Raw genomic sequence first — 17911 nt, 5'->3', positions numbered from 1 at the left:
GCGGTGGTCGACAGAACGGGTGACGAGACCGGCGACGAGGCCGGCGGCGTGCCGGGCGGCGCGGATGGCGAGACCGGCCGTGAGACGAGCGAGACCGAACGCGTACTCGAGCTGGCGGCGGCCTACGTCTCGGCCGGTCGGCACCGGGAGGCGCTGGCACTTCTCGGCCCGTATCTCGCCGGTCACGCCGACAGCGAGCGCGCACTCTGCCTTGCAAGCCAGGCTGCTCTCGGCAGCGGTGACCCCGAGCGGGCACTCCGCGCGGCCGAACGGGCCCTCCAGCTGAACCCCGAGAACGAGTGGAGTTGGCGGCTCGTCGCCTCGGCGCTGGCAAAACTCGGCCGATTCGACGACGCCCGCGAGGCCTCTTCGGTGGCGCAGGGCCTCGCTCCGGCCTCGTGGCTGGCACACCTCAGCCTCGCGCAGGTCGACGTCTTCGCCCAGTGCATCACCCCCGACGGCGACGCGGCTGCCATCGAAGCAGTGCGGCTGGCACCCCTCGAACCCGACGCCCATTTCATGAGCGCCAATGTGGCGCTGGCCAAGAACGACCTGCAGGGCGCCGAGTCGGCGTACCGCACCACCCTCCGGTTGAATCCGCAGCACACCGCGGCCCGCAACAATCTGTCGGTGGTCATGCTGAGAAGCGGCAGGGCTGCAGACGCCGCCGGAGGCTTTCTCGACGTTCTCGCCACCGACCCGACCTTCGCCCTTGCCCTGCAGAACGTGCGTGCCGCTTCGTCGAACGCCCTTTCGCGGCTCTTCCGACTCTTCGCCATCGCCACGACGCTCGCCGGCTACGCCCTGGTCATTCTGCTTCTTGAGCCTCCTCTCACCGAACAGGCTCAGCTGGTGGTTCAGTGCAGTCTTCTACTGGTGGCCGTCGTCTCGGCCGCCGCGGTGGTGATCGACCTGGTGCGCCTGCGCCGCACGACCGGAAGGCGGCTGTACGCCTACCTGCTTCATTTGCCGCGCATTGATCGGTACTCCACCGGGTTCGTCATTCTGTTCGTGCTCGTCTACGGGCTGATGGTTACCGCATGCTTCACGGCTCTGCCCCAGTCGACCCTTCTGTACGGGGCCTGCTGGGTTCTTCTGGCCGTCTCTGCGGCCGTGAGTGGAGCGCACGACAGCCGTCGTCAGAAGAGCCGGCGACCGGGTGCCCGGCACCAGCATTGACCCAACACACAGTCGCTCGATAGCCCACTCATAGCTCGGCCTCCTAGCGTCGACGGGTCAGTGAACGAAGGGGTCGTGCGTGCCGGTCAACGTCTACGAAGAGCAACTGCGCGGTCTGCCGAAGAAGGAGCGCAAGGCGCTGGCCCGCGAGATTGCGCGCATTCAGCGCGAAGACGAGCGCCGGCGAAAGAAGCGCAACACGATCATCCGGCGCACCAGTCTCATCACAGTGGGGGTCGTTCTGCTCGCGGTCGCCGCACTGGTCATCGTGAACACCGTTCGCGCGGGGCTCGTGGGGCCGGCGAACATGGCCAGCGACGGAATCGTGTTCAGCGGCGACGGCACGAATACGACCGCCGCCACAAGCGCTGCCCTGCAGGCCGGCCAGCAGCCCACGGCGACCACCTTCAACCCCACCAGCGGGGTGCTGACCGTGGTGCTCTATGTCGACTACGCGAGCGCCGACTCCGCAACCTTCGAGAAGGCGAACGCCACGACCGTGCAGGGCTGGGTGACCTCGGGCTACGCAACGCTCGAGCTGCACCCCGTTGCGCTCAGCAGCACCGACGGCAACGATGCGTCGACTCGGGCCGCGAACGCTATCGCCTGTGTCGCAGAGACCTCGCCGAACAGCGTGCTCACGGTGCACAACGCACTGATCGCCGACCAGGCCACCATCGCGAGCGCCGGGGTGAGCGACTCCGATCTGGTGACGTTGGTGACGAAGGCGGGGGTGACCGACGCGGCTGTCAGCTCATGCATCACGTCGAACCGGTACGACAGCTGGGTGAAGGATGCCTCGGCGCGGGCGAAGGCGGGCATCCCGAATGCCGACATCACGGCCGTCACGACCTCCCCCACGGTGATCGTCGACGGGTCGACCTACACGGGAGCGCTGAGCGACGCCACCGCGTTCGGCACGTTCGTCAGTGATACGTACACGAAGAACACCCCGGCCAGCACAGCGACACCCACGCCGACTCCCACGCCGACCCCGTGACCGACATCAGGCGCAGGGTGAACACCCAGCAGTCTCGGGCATTCTGAGGAGATGTTCCGTCGGCATCCCGTTCTCAGCGCGATCACCCTCGCGTACCTGGGCGTGGTCGCGTGGGTGACTCTCGGCCCGCAACCGCTCGACGACAAAGCACAGGGGCTGCTCTACCAGGTGTTGAGAGTGTTCAGCCGTCACACTCCGACAGAATGGATCACCTACGACCGGGTGGAGTTCATCGCCAACATCGCCATGTTCGTGCCGGTCGGGCTGTTTTTGCTGCTGTTGTTCGGCCGGCGGCAATGGTGGCTGGCCATTCTGGTCGGGTTTCTCATGACGGTGTCGATCGAGACAGCCCAGCTTTTTCTGCCGGGGCGCGTGTCAGACGTGCGCGACGTCGTATCGAACACCTCTGGTGCAACGGTCGGGGTACTCGTGGGGCTCGTTCTCACAGCGAGCAAGGCCCGCCGACTCAGACGGGCACGGCAGCCGCAGCGCGCCTGAACCTGCTCAGTCGTTCGGTGTGTCAGAACGCCGGCGGTGTTGCAGATACACGGTTCCGGCACCGGCGACCATGAGCAGAAGTGCAAGCACGCCGCCACCCACGAGGAATGTCTCCGAAAGACCTGTTGCGGCCAGCCCCGAGGTGGCGGCGACTGTTGCCGCTCCTGACTGCACGGGGTTTGGTGACAACACCGGGTCTGGTGACAACACGGGGTCTGGCGTCAGCACGGGGGCCACGACTGCCGGGAACGCTGCCGCGATGAGCGGCTCGAGCAGGCCGGCCATGTATGCGACACCGGCTGGGTTCGGGTGCAGCGAGGTGGGGGCGATCACTTTGGTCACGAGATCGACGGTGACGCCGTTGACGTACGGATCGACAGTGGCACAGGCGGTGTGCGCGAGCGAGTTTTCGAAGACGGGCACGAAGGTGAACCCTGCGGCCGCCGCCGCGGTGGCGGTCACCGTGTTCAGCGCGGTCTCGACTTGATGGAGGAACACGGTGTCGGTGATGCCGAAAGGAAAGCTGTTCGGGTGAGTGATGTCAGTGAAACACGCCGTCGGCGTAGCGGGCGTGTTGGCCGCATCGGGCGCGATGCTCGGGTAGCCGAGAACGAAGATCTTGGCGTTGGGCGCTGCGCTGCGAATGGTTTTGTAGGTGTCGGCGATGGTGCTGGCGAGCGAGCCGGCAATGGAGCCGATCAGCTTGGAATACACCGGCGCACACGCCGTCGCATTCGGAACTGCGGCCGGGGGGAAGAGCAGCGGCCCCTTGTCTGCCGAAGCTGCAGCGCAGCCCTGGGCCACCGAGGCGAACGTGAGACTGTCGTTGCCACCTACGGTGATCGTGACGACGTCAGTCGACGCAGAGAGGGCACCGATCTGCGCCGGCACCGCGTAGCTGGTGCTCGTCGCGGGGTCTGTCACGACCTGCGCGTCGCTGACGACGTTCTTCGATTGCGCCCCGCTGCAGGTGACGTCGGTGAGGTTCAGACCCAGAGTGGCGGCCACCTGGTGCGGAAAGTTCTGCTGTGCCTGGCCACAGCCGGGCAGCGACGTCGTCTCTGGCTCGATGCCGAGCCCCGACGAGTACGAGTCACCGAGAGCCACGTAGTTCAGCCCCGCGGTCGGCAGCGCACTGGCATCGGTGCGAACCGTTGCGACTGCTGCGCCCGGCAGACTCGCTGCCGTCGCGGTCGGCGCCAACGCCAGCACGGAGACAGCCACCACGGCAGCGGCCAGCGCGAGTGCGGTTCTGCGGGGTGCTGTCAGAGAGCGCGGCGTGCGAGACGTCATTTTTTCCTTTGTGCTAGACAAGCAGCTTCACGATAGCCGCCACACTATCAGCGAACGCGCAGCCGCCGAGGTGTACGTCGTCACCGGGCCGCCAGATAGTCCCGGGCGAACCCGAGGTACGCGTCAGCGATGCGGGTGCGCGCCTCATCGGCCGACACCGTGCCGGCGAGGTGCTCGGCGAGGGCATCCCACCAGATGCTCCGCCCGATCGCGAAGCCGACGAAGCCCTGCACGGGCGCCGCAACGTTCAGCCAGTGATCGAGCTTCTCGGCGGGAGCGTGCCTTCCGAGCACGATGCACTGCGCCGAGCGGCCCCCGCGCACGGCGGCACGGGCCACGGCTTCGGCTCCGGCCGTCTCGTCGAGCCCTTCGATCTTCCAGAGCGCCGGCTCGACCCCGCGGTCTTGCAGGTACTCCATCACCTCGACGGTGAGCGCGGGGCGCAGCTCCCGGTCATACCGCTCAGTGTCACCGTCGACCCGCGCGAGGTCGGCGTCGCCAGCCGGAACGAGCAGCTCGAGAATGAGGGGCCGCCCCGCGCTGGCCGCCCAGGCCGACACCGCGGCGAGCTTTTCGGCCTGTGCAGCGCGGTCGGCGGCATCCAGAGCCGGATTGTCGCGCACCAGAACTTTGCTGTGCGTGGCGCGAAAGAACTCGGCGTGCGCCTGCCACTGGTCGCCGTATGCGAACTCGAACCACGGATGCCCGCTGGCCTCGAGCGGCATCGTCAACGCCACGGCGCCACCCGACCCGGCGGCCAGCTCCGCCGCCGAAGCGCCGTACTGCTCGTCGATCAGCAGCCCCGCCTGAACGCCGTCGGGCAGCTCGGCCGACGCGGCGAGCACCGCTTCGTAGATCAGCAGCTTGTCGGCCACGATGCGCGCGGCCTCGGTGGGGGTGGCTGGGGCAGTGAGCTTGTAGAGGTCACGCTCGAGGCTGTCGCGGTGGTCGGCAGCGAGAATGAACAGCAGGGTGGTGTCGGAGCCGGCCATGGGTGGGTGCCTCGTCTTCGTGGGTCTTGTGTGTCGTCAGGGTTCGTGCGTCACAGCCTACGAGCCTCACCCGGGCGACGCGAGGTGCTTCGGAGGCGGTTGACACCGGCCGCCCCGGCCTCGGCGAACGGTAGAATCAGGTAATGCCTCCCGCCTCCACCGTTGCCCCCGAGCGCGGTTGGGTAGCCCGGCTCTGGGCGTACATGCTGCGCCATCGGCTGAGCCTCACCCTCGCCCTCACGGGCGCCCTGCTCGGCAGCGCCTGCCAGGTTGTGGTGCCACTCGTCGCGCGGCAGATCGTCGACAACGTCATTCTGACGCCCAGCACTCCCCTGCTGCCCTGGCTCATTCTGCTGCTGGCCCTCGCCGCGGCCACCTTCGGCTTCGCGTACCTCCGCCGGTACCGCGGCGGGCAGGTGGCGCTCGAGGTGCAGAACGACCTGCGCAACGACATGCACGACCACCTGCAGTCCATCGACTTCGCCACACTCGACACACTCTCGACCGGGCAGTTGGTCTCGCGGGCGAACTCCGACTCGGCGCTGGTGCAGGGGCTGCTCATGATGCTGCCCATCGTGAGTGGCAACGTGATTCTCATGCTGCTCTCGCTGGTGGTCATGTTCATTCTGTCGTGGCCGCTTGCACTCGTCGCCCTCGTGGTGACGCCGCTGCTCTTCCTCATTTCGTACCGCATGCGGTTGAAGGTGTTCCCGGCCACGTGGGACGCCCAGCAGCACGAGGGCGACGTGGCCCAGATCGTCGACGAAGACGTCACCGGCGTGCGGGTCGTGAAAGCGTTCGGCCGCGAGAAGCACGAGGTCGACCGTATGGTGGCCGCGTCGAGCTCGCTGTACGGGTCGCAGATGCGGGCGGTGCGCATCCAGTCGCGCTACCAGCCGCTGCTCGAAGCCGTGCCGACCCTCGCGCAAGTGGCCGTGCTCGCGTTCGGCGGCTGGCTCGCCCTGAACAACCAGTTGACCATCGGAACCTTTCTCGCCTTCTCTGCCTATGTCGCCCAACTGATGGCGCCGGCCCGGCAGCTCGCCGGCATTCTGACCATCGGCCAGCAGGCGCGGGTTGGGGTCGAGCGCATCTTCCAGCTGCTCGATCGCAGGCCGGCGATTCAGGATGCCCCCACCGCCGTCGCCCTGCCCGCCGGTGCTGGCGGGTCGATCGACTTCGACGACGTTCGGTTCGCGTACGGCACTTCGAGCGGTGCCACCGGCGCCGGCACTTCGAGCAGTGCCACCGCCGCCGACGCAGCGAGTGGCACTGGCACTGACGTGGGCGCCGCTACCGCGCCGCACACCGTTCTCGACCACTTCGATCTGCACATCGCCGCCGGCGAGCGCGTGGCCATCGTGGGCCCGAGCGGCAGCGGCAAGTCGACCGTCGCCGCCCTCATCTCGCGTTTCTACGACCCCGCCGCAGGTGCTGTGCGCGTCGACGGAATCGATGTGCGCGCCCTCACTCTCGCGTCGCTCCGCCGGCAGGTCGGGGTCGTGTTCGACGAGAGCTTCCTGTTCTCCGACTCGCTGCGTTCGAACATCGCGTACGGCCGGCCGGATGCGTCGCAGGCCGACATCGAGGCGGCGGCCCGCATCGCCCAGGCCGACGGGTTCATCGCCCGACTGCCGCGTGGCTACGACACCGTGGTGGGCGAGCGCGGGCTGAGCCTCTCCGGTGGGCAGCGCCAGCGCATCGCCCTGGCCAGGGCGATTCTCTACGACCCCCGCATTCTGATTCTCGACGATGCCACGAGCGCCATCGACGCGAAGACCGAAGAACTCATCCACGACGGGCTGCGCGACGCCCTCGGTACCCGCACGGTTCTGCTCATCGCGCACCGCGAATCGACGCTGCACCTGGCCGACCGCATCGTGGTTCTCGAACACGGGCGCGTCAGCGACAGCGGCAGCCACGACGAACTGCTCGAACGGAGCGCCACGTACCGCAGCCTGCTCTCGGGTCTCGACGACGACTCCGCTGCCGCTGCGGCGGGCGCCGCCGATGGGCGCATCGAGGTTCTGGCGGGGCTTGCCGCGCGCGACGAGATCCGCTCCGACGACGACACCGAACTCGGCGACGAGGCCCGCGACTCCCGCGCGGGGGCGGCCACCGGGGGTGGCGGGCCCGCGCTCACCGAGTCTGCGTGGCGGAAGCCCGGCGGCAGCGCAGCCCACGCCCACGCATCCGGCGGCGCGGCCGGCGGAGGCGGCAGCCTCGGTGCCGGGCTCGGCGGCCGCGGCGGTGGCCGCGGTGCGGTCTCGTTTCTCGCACCGACCCCCGAGCTGCTCGCCAGCGTGGCGGCGCTCGGGCCGGTCACCGATGTTCCCTCGCTCGACCTCGACCACGAGACCCGGCGTGATGCGCGCTTCAGCCTGGGGCGGCTGCTGCGGGAGTTCAAGCGTCCGCTCGCGTTCGGGCTCGTGCTGGTGGTCATCGACGCGGTGGCGGGGCTGCTCGGGCCGGTTCTGGTGAAGACCGGCATCGACAACGGCGTGCAGGCCGGCAGCGCGGCCGTGCTCTTTGGGGCATCCGCTCTCTATCTCATCGTGGTGCTCGCCGATCTGCTCGATCAGATCGCTTCGACCTTCGTCACCGGCCGCATCGCCCAGCGCGTGATGCTCTCGCTTCGCGTTCGCATCTGGTCGCAGCTGCAGCGCCTCTCACTCGACTACTACGAACGCGAGATGGCCGGGCGAGTGATGACCCGCATGACCACCGACGTCGACCAGTTCGAATCGCTGATTCAGAACGGGCTGCTCTCGGCGCTCGTCTCGGTGGTCACGTTCGTCGGGGTGGGGGTTGCGCTCCTCACGGTGAACCTCGAGCTCGGGCTCTGCACGCTCTCGGTCGTGATTCCGCTAGCCATCGCCACGGTCTGGTTTCGCAACCGGTCGTCGCGGCTGTACGACGAGTCGCGCGACCGCATCGCCGTGGTGAACGCCGACTTCCAAGAGAGTCTCTCTGGCGTGCGCGAGTCGCAGGCGTTCGTGCACGAGGCCGAGACCATGAAGCGCTTCCACGGTTTCGGGCGGCAGTACCTGCAGTCGCGCGTGGCGGCGCAGAGGCTGGTGGCCACATACTTTCCGTTCGTCGGCTTTCTCTCGGGGGTGGCCGACGCCATCGTGCTCGGTGTGGGGGCAGGCCTCATTGCGAGCGGGCAGCTCACCTCGGGGGCGCTCATCGCGTTCATCCTGTACATCGACATGTTCTTCTCGCCGATTCAGCAGCTCTCGCAAGTGTTCGACTCATGGCAGCAGACCCGCGTTTCGGTGGGGCGCATCGCGCAACTCATGCAACTCGAGACGCTCACCCCCGCCGCTTCGAACCCGGTGAGCGCCGGGCGGCTCACCGGTTCCCTGGTGCTGTCGAACGTTCACTTCGCCTACCCCGCGGCTCCGGATGCCCGGCCGGGCTCCCCGCGCCCCAAGACCGCCGCGCGGCGAGGCCCCGCCGACACCCGCGAGCTGGTCAGCGCCGACGCGGCCGTTCGCCGCCCACCCGAGGCGCTGCGCGGAATCGACCTCGTCATCGCCCCGCACGAGACCGTCGCCCTCGTCGGGGAGACCGGCGCCGGCAAATCGACGGTCATGAAGCTGCTCGCCCGGTTCTACGACGTCGAATCCGGCGCGGTGCTGGCCGACGGACTCGATGTTCGCTCGCTCGACCTCGTGGCGTTCCGAAAGCAGCTCGGTTATGTTCCGCAGGAGGCGTTCCTCTTCACAGGGTCGGTGCGCGACAACATCGCGTACGGGCGCCCCGACGCGAGCGACGCCGACGTTGAGGCCGCTGCCCACGATGTGGGAGCGCACGAATTCATCGTCGAGCTCGCGGGTGGGTACCTGCACGAGCTCAGCGAGCGGGGCCGGTCGCTGTCAGCGGGTCAGCGCCAGCTGATCGCGTTGGCGCGGGCGCAGCTGGTGGATCCGGCCATCCTGCTGCTCGACGAAGCGACCTCGAACCTCGACCTCGCCACCGAGGCGCGCGTCACGGCGGCCATGCAGCGGGTATCGGCCGGGCGCACCACTATCGTTATTGCGCACCGCCTGCAGACCGCGCGGGCCGCCGACCGCATCGCCGTGCTGCACGCCGGCCGCATCGCCGAGGTCGGATCGCACGACGACCTTCTCGCCGCCGGCGGCCGCTACGCCGCCATGTGGACCGCTTTCGTCTCAGCCGAGCGCGGCGCCGCCGCCTGAGCCGCCGCCGGCCCTCTCGATGACGGGGGCGAGGCGGGAGGCGGGGCGGGAGGGCCGGACGGGCGCGGGCCGGATGCGACGGGGGTCAGTACTGGGCGGGCCAGACGAAGGGGGTGGGGGGCACGGCAGGGGTGGAGGCAGGGCCGTAGACGAGGTCGATGTCCATTTTGTTGGTGAAGACGATGCTCGCCGGGTCTGCCGTGGTCGACACCCGGTCGACGAACACGGTCAGAACGCTGCCGTCGGTTGGCCCGTAGGAGCCGACACGCGAGCCGTCGAGTGCCACGTTCCACTCGGTGAAGAACTGGCCCAGCGTGAAGTCGGCCTGCACCGGCGACTCGATGTGCAGAATTCCCGTGGTGTCGTGGGTGTGCAGGGGTGACACCAGCCCACTTACTTGATCGATGCCCACCTCCCCCGGCACCGTCTCTCTCACTCCGTTCACCGTCACGGTGAGATGCGCGTGGATGTGCAGCGCCGTGCCCTCGGTCGTGAGGAGGCCGAAACCCGCCATCGCCGCGCGCACTCGCGGGTCTGCGGGCGCCGCCCACGGCGCTGGCACCGCCTCGCCGATCGCTGTCGTCGCCGGGCTCGCCGGAATCGACGCCGCCTCGCCCGCCAGCTGCGCCGCGCTCACAGCGCTCTGAACCACCGCTGCCTGCGTCTGGGCCGCTCTGTCGGCGGCTCCGGATGCCCCGCGAACCCCCGCGAACACCACCACCCCCGCCAGCAGCACCACGCACACCACCCCGAGCAGCCACACAGCTCCCCCGCGGCGCTCGCGCGCAGTGCCCGCCTCGCCAACCCTCATCGTCAAGCCCTCGCCCTCGCCCTCGCCACCGCTACCCCCGTCCGCGTACCCGTCGCCGTCGCCGTCGGGTTCGCCCGTCGCACCATCATCAACCGTCACCCGCACAGCCTATTTTCGGTGCCTGTGAGTCCCGCGAAAGCATTCGGTCACTCAGCGAGCGCCATCGAGCACGGCGCGCCGAGCATCCGGGTCTGCCAGTACCCGAAAGTGCCCGCCCGTCGCCACCCTGATGTTCGTGGCACCCGGCAGCTGACTGCCGCCCGGAATATGCGGGTCGAACGACGCATACACCGAGGTGATGCGCGCATTCACGTCCCGCTCGGCCGACAGCCGCAGCAGCCCGGCGTCACGCACAGAGAACGCCCGCAGCGCACGCATCGGAAGAAAGCGCGCGTACCGCGACCCCGAGAACGGGCTGCTCACCGCGATCATGCTGTCGATTCGGCGCCCCGCCACCGGGTCGAGCATCACCGTCTTACCGATGAGCCCGCCCTTACTGTGCGCCACGATCACCACGTGCTCGAGCCCCGCGCCTTCGAGGTACACGCACACGGCGAGCGCCGCCTCGGCGAGAGGCCGGTCGTTGCGTTCGAGCATCGCGACCACATGCACCGGATGCCCGGCCGCGTGCAGCTCCTCCACGAGTGGCCTCATGAACTGCCAGTTCTCGTAGATGCCCGGAATCACCACCACCGGGCGCAAACTCCCGCTCGCATACGTGCTGGCATCCACCCTCGAGACGACCGCCCGCATCTGCCATCCCACCGCGTACCCGTAGTCGAGCGCCCACCACCACGCCTTCTGCAGAACCGCCGTCACGTTGCGCGCTCGTCGTGCTCGTCCTGCTGATCGTGCTCGTCGCGCCAGTCGCGCCCGTCGCGCCCGTCGGCCTCGTCGGACTCCGGCAGCGTTTCCCCTGGCAGCAGATCAGCGACAAACGCACGGATCGCCCCCGCAACCCGCCCTGGCGCGGTCAGGTGCACCACGTGCCGCTGCCCCTCGACCTCAACGACGGCCGATGCAGAACGAGCCGAGCCGGCCCGCGCACTCGCGGCAACCCTGCCACACCAGTCGGCCCGCGCAATGGGGTCGTGCTTCCCGCGCAACACCAGCACCGGGCATCCGAGATCCGCCATGCGCTCGAGAAGGGGGTAGGCCAGCATCACGCGCGACTCGGCGACGAACCACGCGAGACCGCAGCGCAGGAAATCACCACCCTGCACCCGTTTCACCTGCACAGGCTCGGCCAGTGTGTCGCGCAGCAGTTCGAATCCCGACCGGGCGAGGGATGCACGCCGCGGGTCGCTCACCGGCCCCATCAGTACGAGGCCCGAAACCAGCTCGGGCCTGTGACGCGCCAGTTCGACGGCGAACTGGGTTCCCATCGAGTGTGCCACCACCACGGCGCACGCTGCACCAGACGGCTCCACCGGCGTCACCCCCTCGCCCACCGGCGAGGCACGCTTGTGGCGCGCATCGGGCACGTCGATCGAACGCGGCGCGTCGCGCGACTCGAGCTCGGCGAGCCGATCAAGGGCCCGACCGATGAGCCGACCGTACTCGGCAATCGACAAGGGTCGCGTCGGCTTCGCCGTGCCGCCGAACCCGGGCAGGTCGAACGAGTGCACCACTGATGCCGAGGCGAGCTCGTACTGCAGCGGAATCAGGTAGCGATGAGACGACCCCACCCCGTGCAGTAGCACCATCGGCGGCCCTGCGGCTACAACGCGGGCGTGCCGCCCTCCCGCCGGCGGCCACTCGGTGCGTACCCGCAGTTCGTAGCCATCGATCTTCAGCCTCAGAAGCCGCGGAAGCCGCACTAGGCCCGGCCCGGCCGGTATTTCGCGTCGTCGCGAACGTTGATGCGGGTCACCCCGTCGGGTCGCTCGGTCACATCGATGCGGGGCGCGGCATCGGATGCGTCGGCTTTCGGTGCCGTCATGAGCTGTTCTTCGCGATCCGATCGTTCGGGTTTCTCTTCATCTGTGGGCATGATCGAACGGTACCGGGCTGTACTCCCCTTCGAAAGGGATTGTGCACCGGTACCGAAACACCTGCTCGATAGAATCGGTGCAGGCTGCACAGAACCGATCGGCAGTCGGAAGGCGATGACCGATGAGCGACCCGAACCCGATTCCTCCCGTGCAGCACCCCGCTGGTGCAGAACCCTCCCAGCCCGCGGAGTACCCGCCCCCCGGCCAGTACCCGCCGAAAAGCCAACCCACCTTCGAGCCCGGGCAGTACCCGCCTCCGCTCATCTCCTCGGCACCTCCCGCACCGCCCACCCAGCACCCGGCGAACCCGTACGCAAGTACTTCTACTCCCGCCGCAGCACCCTACGGCTATGGCGCGGGGTCCAGCGCCAGCGCACAGCCCGGCACCGCGAGCACCAACGTGCTCGCCATCATCGCCCTCGTGCTGGGCTTCGTCGTACCGATCGGCGGAATTGTCACCGGCCACATCGCTCTCAGCCAGATCAAGAAGTCTGGGGAGTCGGGCCGCGGCCTCGCCCTGGCCGGCACCATCATGGGCTACGCCTTCACTGGGCTCGCCATTCTGGGCGTCATCGCCTACATCGTGTTCATCGTCATACTCTTCAGTACCGCCGGGCACACATCCGGCTACACCTCGAAGTACTGACGACGAAGAACATTCGGCACCCGAAAGCCCGCCGACCGTCTTGACGACCGGCGGGCTTCTTCGCGTCAACCGGCGAAGTTGTCTCTGCTACGCGGCGATGTCGAAACGTGCGCCCTCTGGCTTCGGGGGCAGCAGCACGAACACCAGCAGAATAATGCCGCCCACGAACGGAATCAGGCCGAGAAAGATGAACCAGCCGGCGTAGTTTCCGTCGTGCAGGCGACGCACAATCAGTGCGAGGGTCGGGATGATCGTAGCGAGCCCATAGAGCGAGAAAACGATGGCCACGATGACGTAACCGGGGCTGATCGAGTTCACGGTGCCGTCAGAATTCACCATGCCGGCGCCGGTCGCAACGAGAAGAATCTCGCCCACGATGCCGATCACCGCGGCCACGAGAGCCCACCACCAGTACTCAGCTCGACTCGCGCGACCCGTGAACGTCGCGTACTTCTTGAAGAAGCGGCGCACGGCCTCGCCGAGGGGGGCGTTGTAGTAGGGCGCCCACAGAGGAACGGGGCCCTCTTTGTACGACGCGTTCGACTGCGGCGCCGGTGGCGCGGGGGGAATAGTCACGAGGTTCTCCTCAGAGGTTCAGAATCGATCGAATAAACGTTGTTACGACGGCGGCGCTGGCAAATCCAGTGAAACCAGCGCAATAAATTGCATCTGCCCCATGCCCCCGCTAAGCACATGGTAGCGAAAACCCGCCGACGTGCACGGGAGTTGTGACAAAGTAGCGCTTTTCGGTAAAAACAGGTGCCCTCTGTCGTCGTGGAAAGGATCTACTACATCACGGGCACGCCCAACCGGCCGCGCTCCTGGTATGCGAACCTCGTCGCGAACCCCGAGGTCACCTTTCACGTGGAACAGTCCGCCACCACCGACCTCCCAGCCATCGCGGGCGCTTTGCGCCTAACCGTCACACCCGCGCCCCAAACCGACACCTCGGCACAACACGTGTCGGCGCGAAGCACGCGGGCGGCCGACGGAGGGGGCGAACACCGGCAGCTCAGCACGGAATCTGCTCGCCCGGGGTGCAATAAAACCGGGTTCAGTGTGCCCCTGAACGAAAGAACAGGCCCACCCTTTCGGGTGAGCCTGTTCTGTGTGGTGGAGCTGAGGGGATTCGAACCCCTGACCCCCTGCATGCCATGCAGGTGCGCTACCAACTGCGCCACAGCCCCGAAATCTCAAACCTTTCGGCCCGAAACAACTTGTTTAGGCTACTACATGCTGGCCCTCTCACGAAACCGAGACGGCTTCAGGTTGGGAAGGAGCACCCAGTAGACCGAGTGAATCTAGTGCGCCTGGTCGACCGAGATGCTCAGTGGCACGACCGGGCAGTCTTTCCACAGCCGCTCGAGCGAGTAGAACATGCGGTCTTCATCGTGGAAGACGTGCACAATGACGTCGCCGAAGTCGAGCAGTACCCAGCGGCCCTCAGAGAGGCCTTCACGGCGAAGCAGAGGGGCACCGAACTCTTCGACCTTCTCGATGATCTCTTCGGCGATGGCGCGAACGTTGGGTTCGTTTCGACCGGAGGCCATGAGAAAGATGTCGGTGAGGGGCAGCGGGCCGGTCACGTCGAGGGCGACCAGGTCGGCGGCCTGTTTCGAGTCGGCTGCCGCGGCAGCGATCTGGGTGATTTCTATGGAGCGAGGAGTTGCAGTCACGAAGTGTGGGTTACCAAACGGGTCTAGAAGATACGGAAAACGAATGCGGCTAGCAGGAGGCCGACGACCCCGATGGCGAGCACACCGGCCGTGACCGCCAACACGACGGGAGCGGTTGCTCCACGGCGTTTGGGCGGAGCGACCAGTCCGGAGTTGGTGCCGTGGGTGCTGATGGCACGCGTGGCACTCACGGGGGCGACATCAGAACCGATTTCGGCGTCTGAGTCGAGAAAAGCGTCGAGTTCGGCTGATTCGAGGCCGTCGGCCGGAGCCGCGCCCGTCGAGCCGAGGCTCATGGGCAGGTCGATCGAGCCGGTGATGATGACTTCACCGGTCTCGTCGAGCGCTGTTCCCACGTCGCCGTGGTTGGGCACCGACGGCAGCACGAGAGCGCTGGTCGAGGCGATGTTCGACGAGCCGACACCGCGCGAGGCGATGAGGTCGTCGAACGAGGCGAGGGTGGGGTCAGAGGCTACGACCTCGCGCTCGGCTGGAGCCTGGAAGAGCGGCGCGAGAATGGGCGCGCTCGACCCGTCGTCGATGGTGATGATGTGTACGGCATCCGGAGCCGGCGTGTCGTCGATCTCGGCGAGCTCGTCTTCTTCGGCGGCCGAGATGTCGGCGGGCTGCACCTCGTCGACCACCATGAGCTCTTCAATCACCGGCGCGGGCGCCTCGGCTTCAGGCTCTTCGGTGGGCTCGACACTGGCATGGTCGGCATCGTCGTCGTGCTGGATGATCGTGTTCGCGTCGGTCGCAAGGTCGGCACCGAAGCCGGCACTGAGGTCTTCAGGCACGATCTCGGCGATGATGGGGCCGGTGGCCGGGGCAGCTTCGCCAGCTGGTACCGGATGCTCGTCTGCATCGCGGCTCGTATCGGCATCGGTGCCCGCGAACGGGTGATCGGCGGAGAGTGCACGGCGGGCCCGACGGCTGAGGTTCGGAGCGGGAGCAATGGTGGCGACACCCGTGAGCACATCGTCGAAGGAGTGCGAACCGGTGTCGTCGACAACCTCGGCATCGACGACGTCTGCATCGACGACGCTTGCCTCGGTGCCGCTCACATCGGTGCCGTCTGAGTCAGCATCGGAGACGGGCAGAATGTGCTCGCCGGTGACCGATTCTGACTCAACTTCAACAGGCTCAGGCTCAATGGTCTCAACAGCGGGCGCGGGCGTGTTCGAGACGGCGGCTGCGGCCTGGGCGTCGAACTCCGCTTTGTCGCGAGCCGCTGCGGTGGCCTCGTCAGCCTTGCGCTGCGCTTCAGCTTCGTCGAGGGCTTTGGCCTCTTCTTTTTGCTGCTTGCGCGGTTTTTGACGCTCGAGGTCACGGAGCTGCCGCCTGGTCAGCGGCTGCTCGTCGTGAGGCACAGTCATTCAACACTCCGATATAGGTGATGCTTGGTGATGTATTGAACTACACCGTCGGGTACCAAGTACCACACTGGGAATCCCCGGCCAACCCGCCCGCGACAATCGGTTGACGATATCGCAAGCGCCGGAACTTCCAAATAGCTTACGTCTTGTCGCGGCAAAGCGGAAATGGCGAGGGTGTGGCCGGGCCGGGAGACCGCGACGAAATGGGCGAGAGACCAGAGTTCGGTCGAGTCTTTCCAACCCAGAATCTGAGCGATGGCGTCGGCTCCCGAAATGAAGAAGAGGTCGGCATCGGGGTTGGCTGCCTTCAGATCGCGCAACGTGTCGATGGTGTACGTGGGGCCGTCGCGGTCGATGTCGACGCGGCTCACGGTGAACCGGGGATTGGATGCTGTGGCGATCACCGTCATGAGATACCGGTGCTCGGCCTCGGTTGCCGTGGTCTTCTGCCAGGGCTGCCCCGTGGGCACGAACAGCACCGTGTCGAGGTCGAAGAACTGGGCGACTTCGCTCGCGGCGACGAGATGCCCATGATGAATCGGGTCGAACGTACCGCCCATGATGCCGATGCGTGGGCGCCGTGGTGCGCCGGGCAGCGCCGAAGTGATGGCCGTCATGGTCGGTGGAGTGCCACAGAGCTCACAGGCTCAGAGCCTGGGGGCCTGATGGGCTCTCTAGTGGTCGGCCCCGGTGCGGTCGCCGTGACCGTGCAGGTTGTGCGACTGGGCGAACTCGGCCGACTTCTTGGGGTGGCGGTTCGCCACGTCACGGTAGCTCCACATGACGAGGCCGAGCGCCAGAAAAATGACGAACGCGATCAAACCGAAGAAGAACCCGGGAATGGGCAGCTGGTTGACAACGTCTTCTGACAAAACGATGGCACTTGTCACAACTGACATTGATTCTCCCGGATTGAGGTTAGAGCGTGGCGCGATACCAGTGTATCTCTATGGCCCGGCATCGCTACGGCCTGACCTGGCCACTGCCGCGCACCAGCCACTTGGTACTGGTGAGCTCGGGCAGCCCCATGGGGCCTCTCGCGTGCAGCTTCTGTGTCGAGATGCCCACTTCAGCGCCGAAGCCGAACTCGCCGCCGTCGGTGAACCGCGTCGACGCATTGACCATGACCGCGGCCGAGTCGACCTCGTTGAGAAAACGTTCAGCGTTTGTGAGGTCGTTCGTGATGATCGACTCGGTGTGGTGAGTCGAATACGTGCGGATGTGCTGCATCGCCTCGTCGATGTCGGCGACCACGCGCACGGCGAGGTCGAGACTCATGTACTCGGTCTGCCAGTCGTCTTCGGTGGCGGGCACGGCGTCGGCGAACAGGGCTCTGGTCTCATCGTCGGCATGGATGACCACGCCCGACTCCCGAAGCCGCCCGAGCACCGCGGGCAGAACCCGCGCGGCCGCCCCCCGATGCACCAGCAGCGTTTCGAGGGCGTTGCACACGCTCGGCCGCTGCACTTTCGCGTTCTGCACGATGTCGACCGACCAGTCGAGGTTCGCCGACTCGTCGAGAAAAACGTGCACCACGCCGGCGCCGGTCTCGATCACCGGCACCTTCGATTCGGCCACGACCGTGTTGATCAGCGACGCGCTGCCCCGCGGAATGAGCACGTCGACGAACCCGCGGGCCTGCATGAGTTCGCGCGCACCGTCGCGCCCGAATTCATCGATGGTCTGCACACACTCGGGGGGTAGCCCCACCGAGGCCAGGGCATCCTGAATCAGGGAGACCAGCACCGCGTTCGTGTTCTGGGCCGCCGAACCGCCCCGCAGCACCACGGCGTTGCCGCTCTTCAGGGCGAGGGCCGCGATGTCGACCGTGACGTTCGGCCGCGCTTCGTAGATGACCCCGACCACGCCGAAGGGCACCCGAACCTGGTCGATGCGGATTCCGTTCGGCAGAACCCGCCCACGCACGGTCTCGCCCACGGGGTCGACCAGCGCGGTGATCTCGGTCACGGCCGCCGCGAGGGCGCTCAGCCGCGCCTCGGTCAACGACAGGCGGTCTTGCAACGCTTGCGAGAGGCCGTTCTCGCGGCCATTGGCGAGGTCGAGCTCGTTAGCCGGCAGAATGACGTCGGCTCCCCCTGCGACGGCGCGGGCGATGGCATCGAGAGCACTATTTTTGAGGTCGGCGTTGGCCGTGGCGAGCGTGATCGAGGCCGAGCGGGCGGCGACGAGCTTCTCGGTGAGCGTGGGGGCGTCGAGCGTCGTGTGCGGCATGCTCAAATT

The 17911-nt window shown here is 67.2% G+C and carries 17 protein-coding genes and 1 tRNA gene; 5 read left to right on the top strand and 13 right to left on the bottom strand.

What is annotated here, in order from left to right:
- The first annotated feature begins 3 nt into the window (after positions 1-3).
- The 3 genes from D4765_RS13175 to D4765_RS13165 all read left to right on the top strand — a co-directional run bounded on the left by D4765_RS13175 (position 4) and on the right by D4765_RS13165 (position 2677).
- Positions 4-1179, top strand: coding sequence for a tetratricopeptide repeat protein (locus tag D4765_RS13175; protein WP_136642763.1), 1176 nt, complete (start codon positions 4-6; stop codon positions 1177-1179).
- A 79-nt stretch (positions 1180-1258) separates the two neighbouring features.
- Positions 1259-2179, top strand: coding sequence for a DsbA family protein (locus D4765_RS13170; protein WP_136642762.1), 921 nt, complete (start codon positions 1259-1261; stop codon positions 2177-2179).
- A 51-nt stretch (positions 2180-2230) separates the two neighbouring features.
- Positions 2231-2677, top strand: coding sequence for a VanZ family protein (locus tag D4765_RS13165; protein WP_136642761.1), 447 nt, complete (start codon positions 2231-2233; stop codon positions 2675-2677).
- Positions 2678-2683: 6 nt separating this feature from the next.
- Here D4765_RS13165 and D4765_RS13160 read toward each other — a convergent pair whose 3' ends face one another.
- Together D4765_RS13160 and D4765_RS13155 are read right to left on the bottom strand one after the other, a co-directional pair.
- A complete protein-coding gene (locus D4765_RS13160; RefSeq protein ID WP_136642760.1) occupies positions 2684-3970 on the bottom strand; it encodes an SGNH/GDSL hydrolase family protein in 1287 nt (428 codons plus the stop codon).
- An 80-nt stretch (positions 3971-4050) separates the two neighbouring features.
- Positions 4051-4962, bottom strand: coding sequence for a 2-deoxy-5-keto-D-gluconate 6-phosphate aldolase domain-containing protein (locus D4765_RS13155; protein ID WP_136642759.1), 912 nt, complete (start codon positions 4960-4962; stop codon positions 4051-4053).
- A 143-nt stretch (positions 4963-5105) separates the two neighbouring features.
- Here D4765_RS13155 and D4765_RS13150 point away from each other — a divergent pair, with 143 nt between their 5' ends.
- Positions 5106-9167 carry an ABC transporter ATP-binding protein gene (locus tag D4765_RS13150; protein WP_201799317.1) on the top strand — a complete coding sequence of 1354 codons (4062 nt, stop codon included), beginning with the start codon at positions 5106-5108 and terminating at the stop codon, positions 9165-9167.
- Between the two features lie 85 nt (positions 9168-9252).
- Here the strand turns inward: D4765_RS13150 and D4765_RS13145 are convergent, their stop codons facing one another.
- The 4 genes from D4765_RS13145 to D4765_RS13130 all read right to left on the bottom strand — a co-directional run bounded on the left by D4765_RS13145 (position 9253) and on the right by D4765_RS13130 (position 11971).
- Complete coding sequence (locus tag D4765_RS13145) at positions 9253-10077, bottom strand: hypothetical protein (protein ID WP_136642758.1); 825 nt, start codon at positions 10075-10077, stop codon at positions 9253-9255.
- Positions 10078-10128: 51 nt separating this feature from the next.
- On the bottom strand, positions 10129-10797 hold the full coding sequence (locus D4765_RS13140; RefSeq protein ID WP_237280427.1) for an esterase/lipase family protein: 669 nt from the start codon (positions 10795-10797) through the stop codon (positions 10129-10131).
- Positions 10794-11684, bottom strand: coding sequence for an alpha/beta fold hydrolase (locus tag D4765_RS13135; protein ID WP_136642757.1), 891 nt, complete (start codon positions 11682-11684; stop codon positions 10794-10796). Before D4765_RS13135 ends, D4765_RS13140 begins: the two co-directional genes overlap by 4 nt.
- Positions 11685-11797: 113 nt before the next feature.
- Positions 11798-11971: a multidrug transporter gene (locus D4765_RS13130; RefSeq protein ID WP_136642756.1), complete on the bottom strand. Its 174-nt coding sequence runs from the start codon at positions 11969-11971 to the stop codon at positions 11798-11800.
- Between the two features lie 122 nt (positions 11972-12093).
- Between D4765_RS13130 and D4765_RS13125 the strand changes: the two genes are divergently transcribed.
- Positions 12094-12618 (top strand): DUF4190 domain-containing protein, encoded by a 525-nt coding sequence (locus tag D4765_RS13125; RefSeq protein ID WP_136642755.1) that lies wholly within the window; start codon positions 12094-12096, stop codon positions 12616-12618.
- 87 nt (positions 12619-12705) lie between these two features.
- Here D4765_RS13125 and D4765_RS13120 read toward each other — a convergent pair whose 3' ends face one another.
- The 7 genes from D4765_RS13120 to D4765_RS13090 form a co-directional block, all read right to left on the bottom strand.
- Positions 12706-13194 (bottom strand): DUF805 domain-containing protein, encoded by a 489-nt coding sequence (locus tag D4765_RS13120; RefSeq protein WP_136642754.1) that lies wholly within the window; start codon positions 13192-13194, stop codon positions 12706-12708.
- Between the two features lie 535 nt (positions 13195-13729).
- A tRNA-Ala gene (locus D4765_RS13115) sits at positions 13730-13805 on the bottom strand.
- Positions 13806-13919: 114 nt separating this feature from the next.
- On the bottom strand, positions 13920-14294 hold the full coding sequence (gene rsfS, locus D4765_RS13110; protein WP_136642753.1) for a ribosome silencing factor: 375 nt from the start codon (positions 14292-14294) through the stop codon (positions 13920-13922).
- Positions 14295-14317: 23 nt separating this feature from the next.
- Positions 14318-15670, bottom strand: a complete 1353-nt coding sequence (locus D4765_RS13105; RefSeq protein ID WP_136642752.1) for a hypothetical protein — start codon at positions 15668-15670, stop codon at positions 14318-14320.
- Entirely contained in the window at positions 15667-16287 is a 621-nt protein-coding gene (gene nadD / locus D4765_RS13100) for a nicotinate-nucleotide adenylyltransferase (protein ID WP_136642751.1), read from the bottom strand. The genes D4765_RS13105 and nadD overlap by 4 nt, the downstream gene beginning before the upstream one ends.
- Before the next feature lie 57 nt (positions 16288-16344).
- On the bottom strand, positions 16345-16569 hold the full coding sequence (locus D4765_RS13095; protein WP_136642750.1) for a hypothetical protein: 225 nt from the start codon (positions 16567-16569) through the stop codon (positions 16345-16347).
- Positions 16570-16633: 64 nt separating this feature from the next.
- The gene (locus D4765_RS13090; protein ID WP_136642749.1) at positions 16634-17902 is read right to left on the bottom strand and encodes a glutamate-5-semialdehyde dehydrogenase; all 1269 of its coding nucleotides are present in this window, start codon (positions 17900-17902) and stop codon (positions 16634-16636) included.
- Positions 17903-17911: the final 9 nt, after the last annotated feature.

The sequence above is a fragment of the Subtercola vilae genome (assembly GCF_004923255.1).
In the GTDB taxonomy this organism is placed as follows: Bacteria; Actinomycetota; Actinomycetes; order Actinomycetales; family Microbacteriaceae; genus Subtercola; species Subtercola vilae.
The sequence above is the reverse complement of the archived record's forward strand: the minus strand, read 5'-3'. Positions and strand labels throughout refer to the sequence as shown.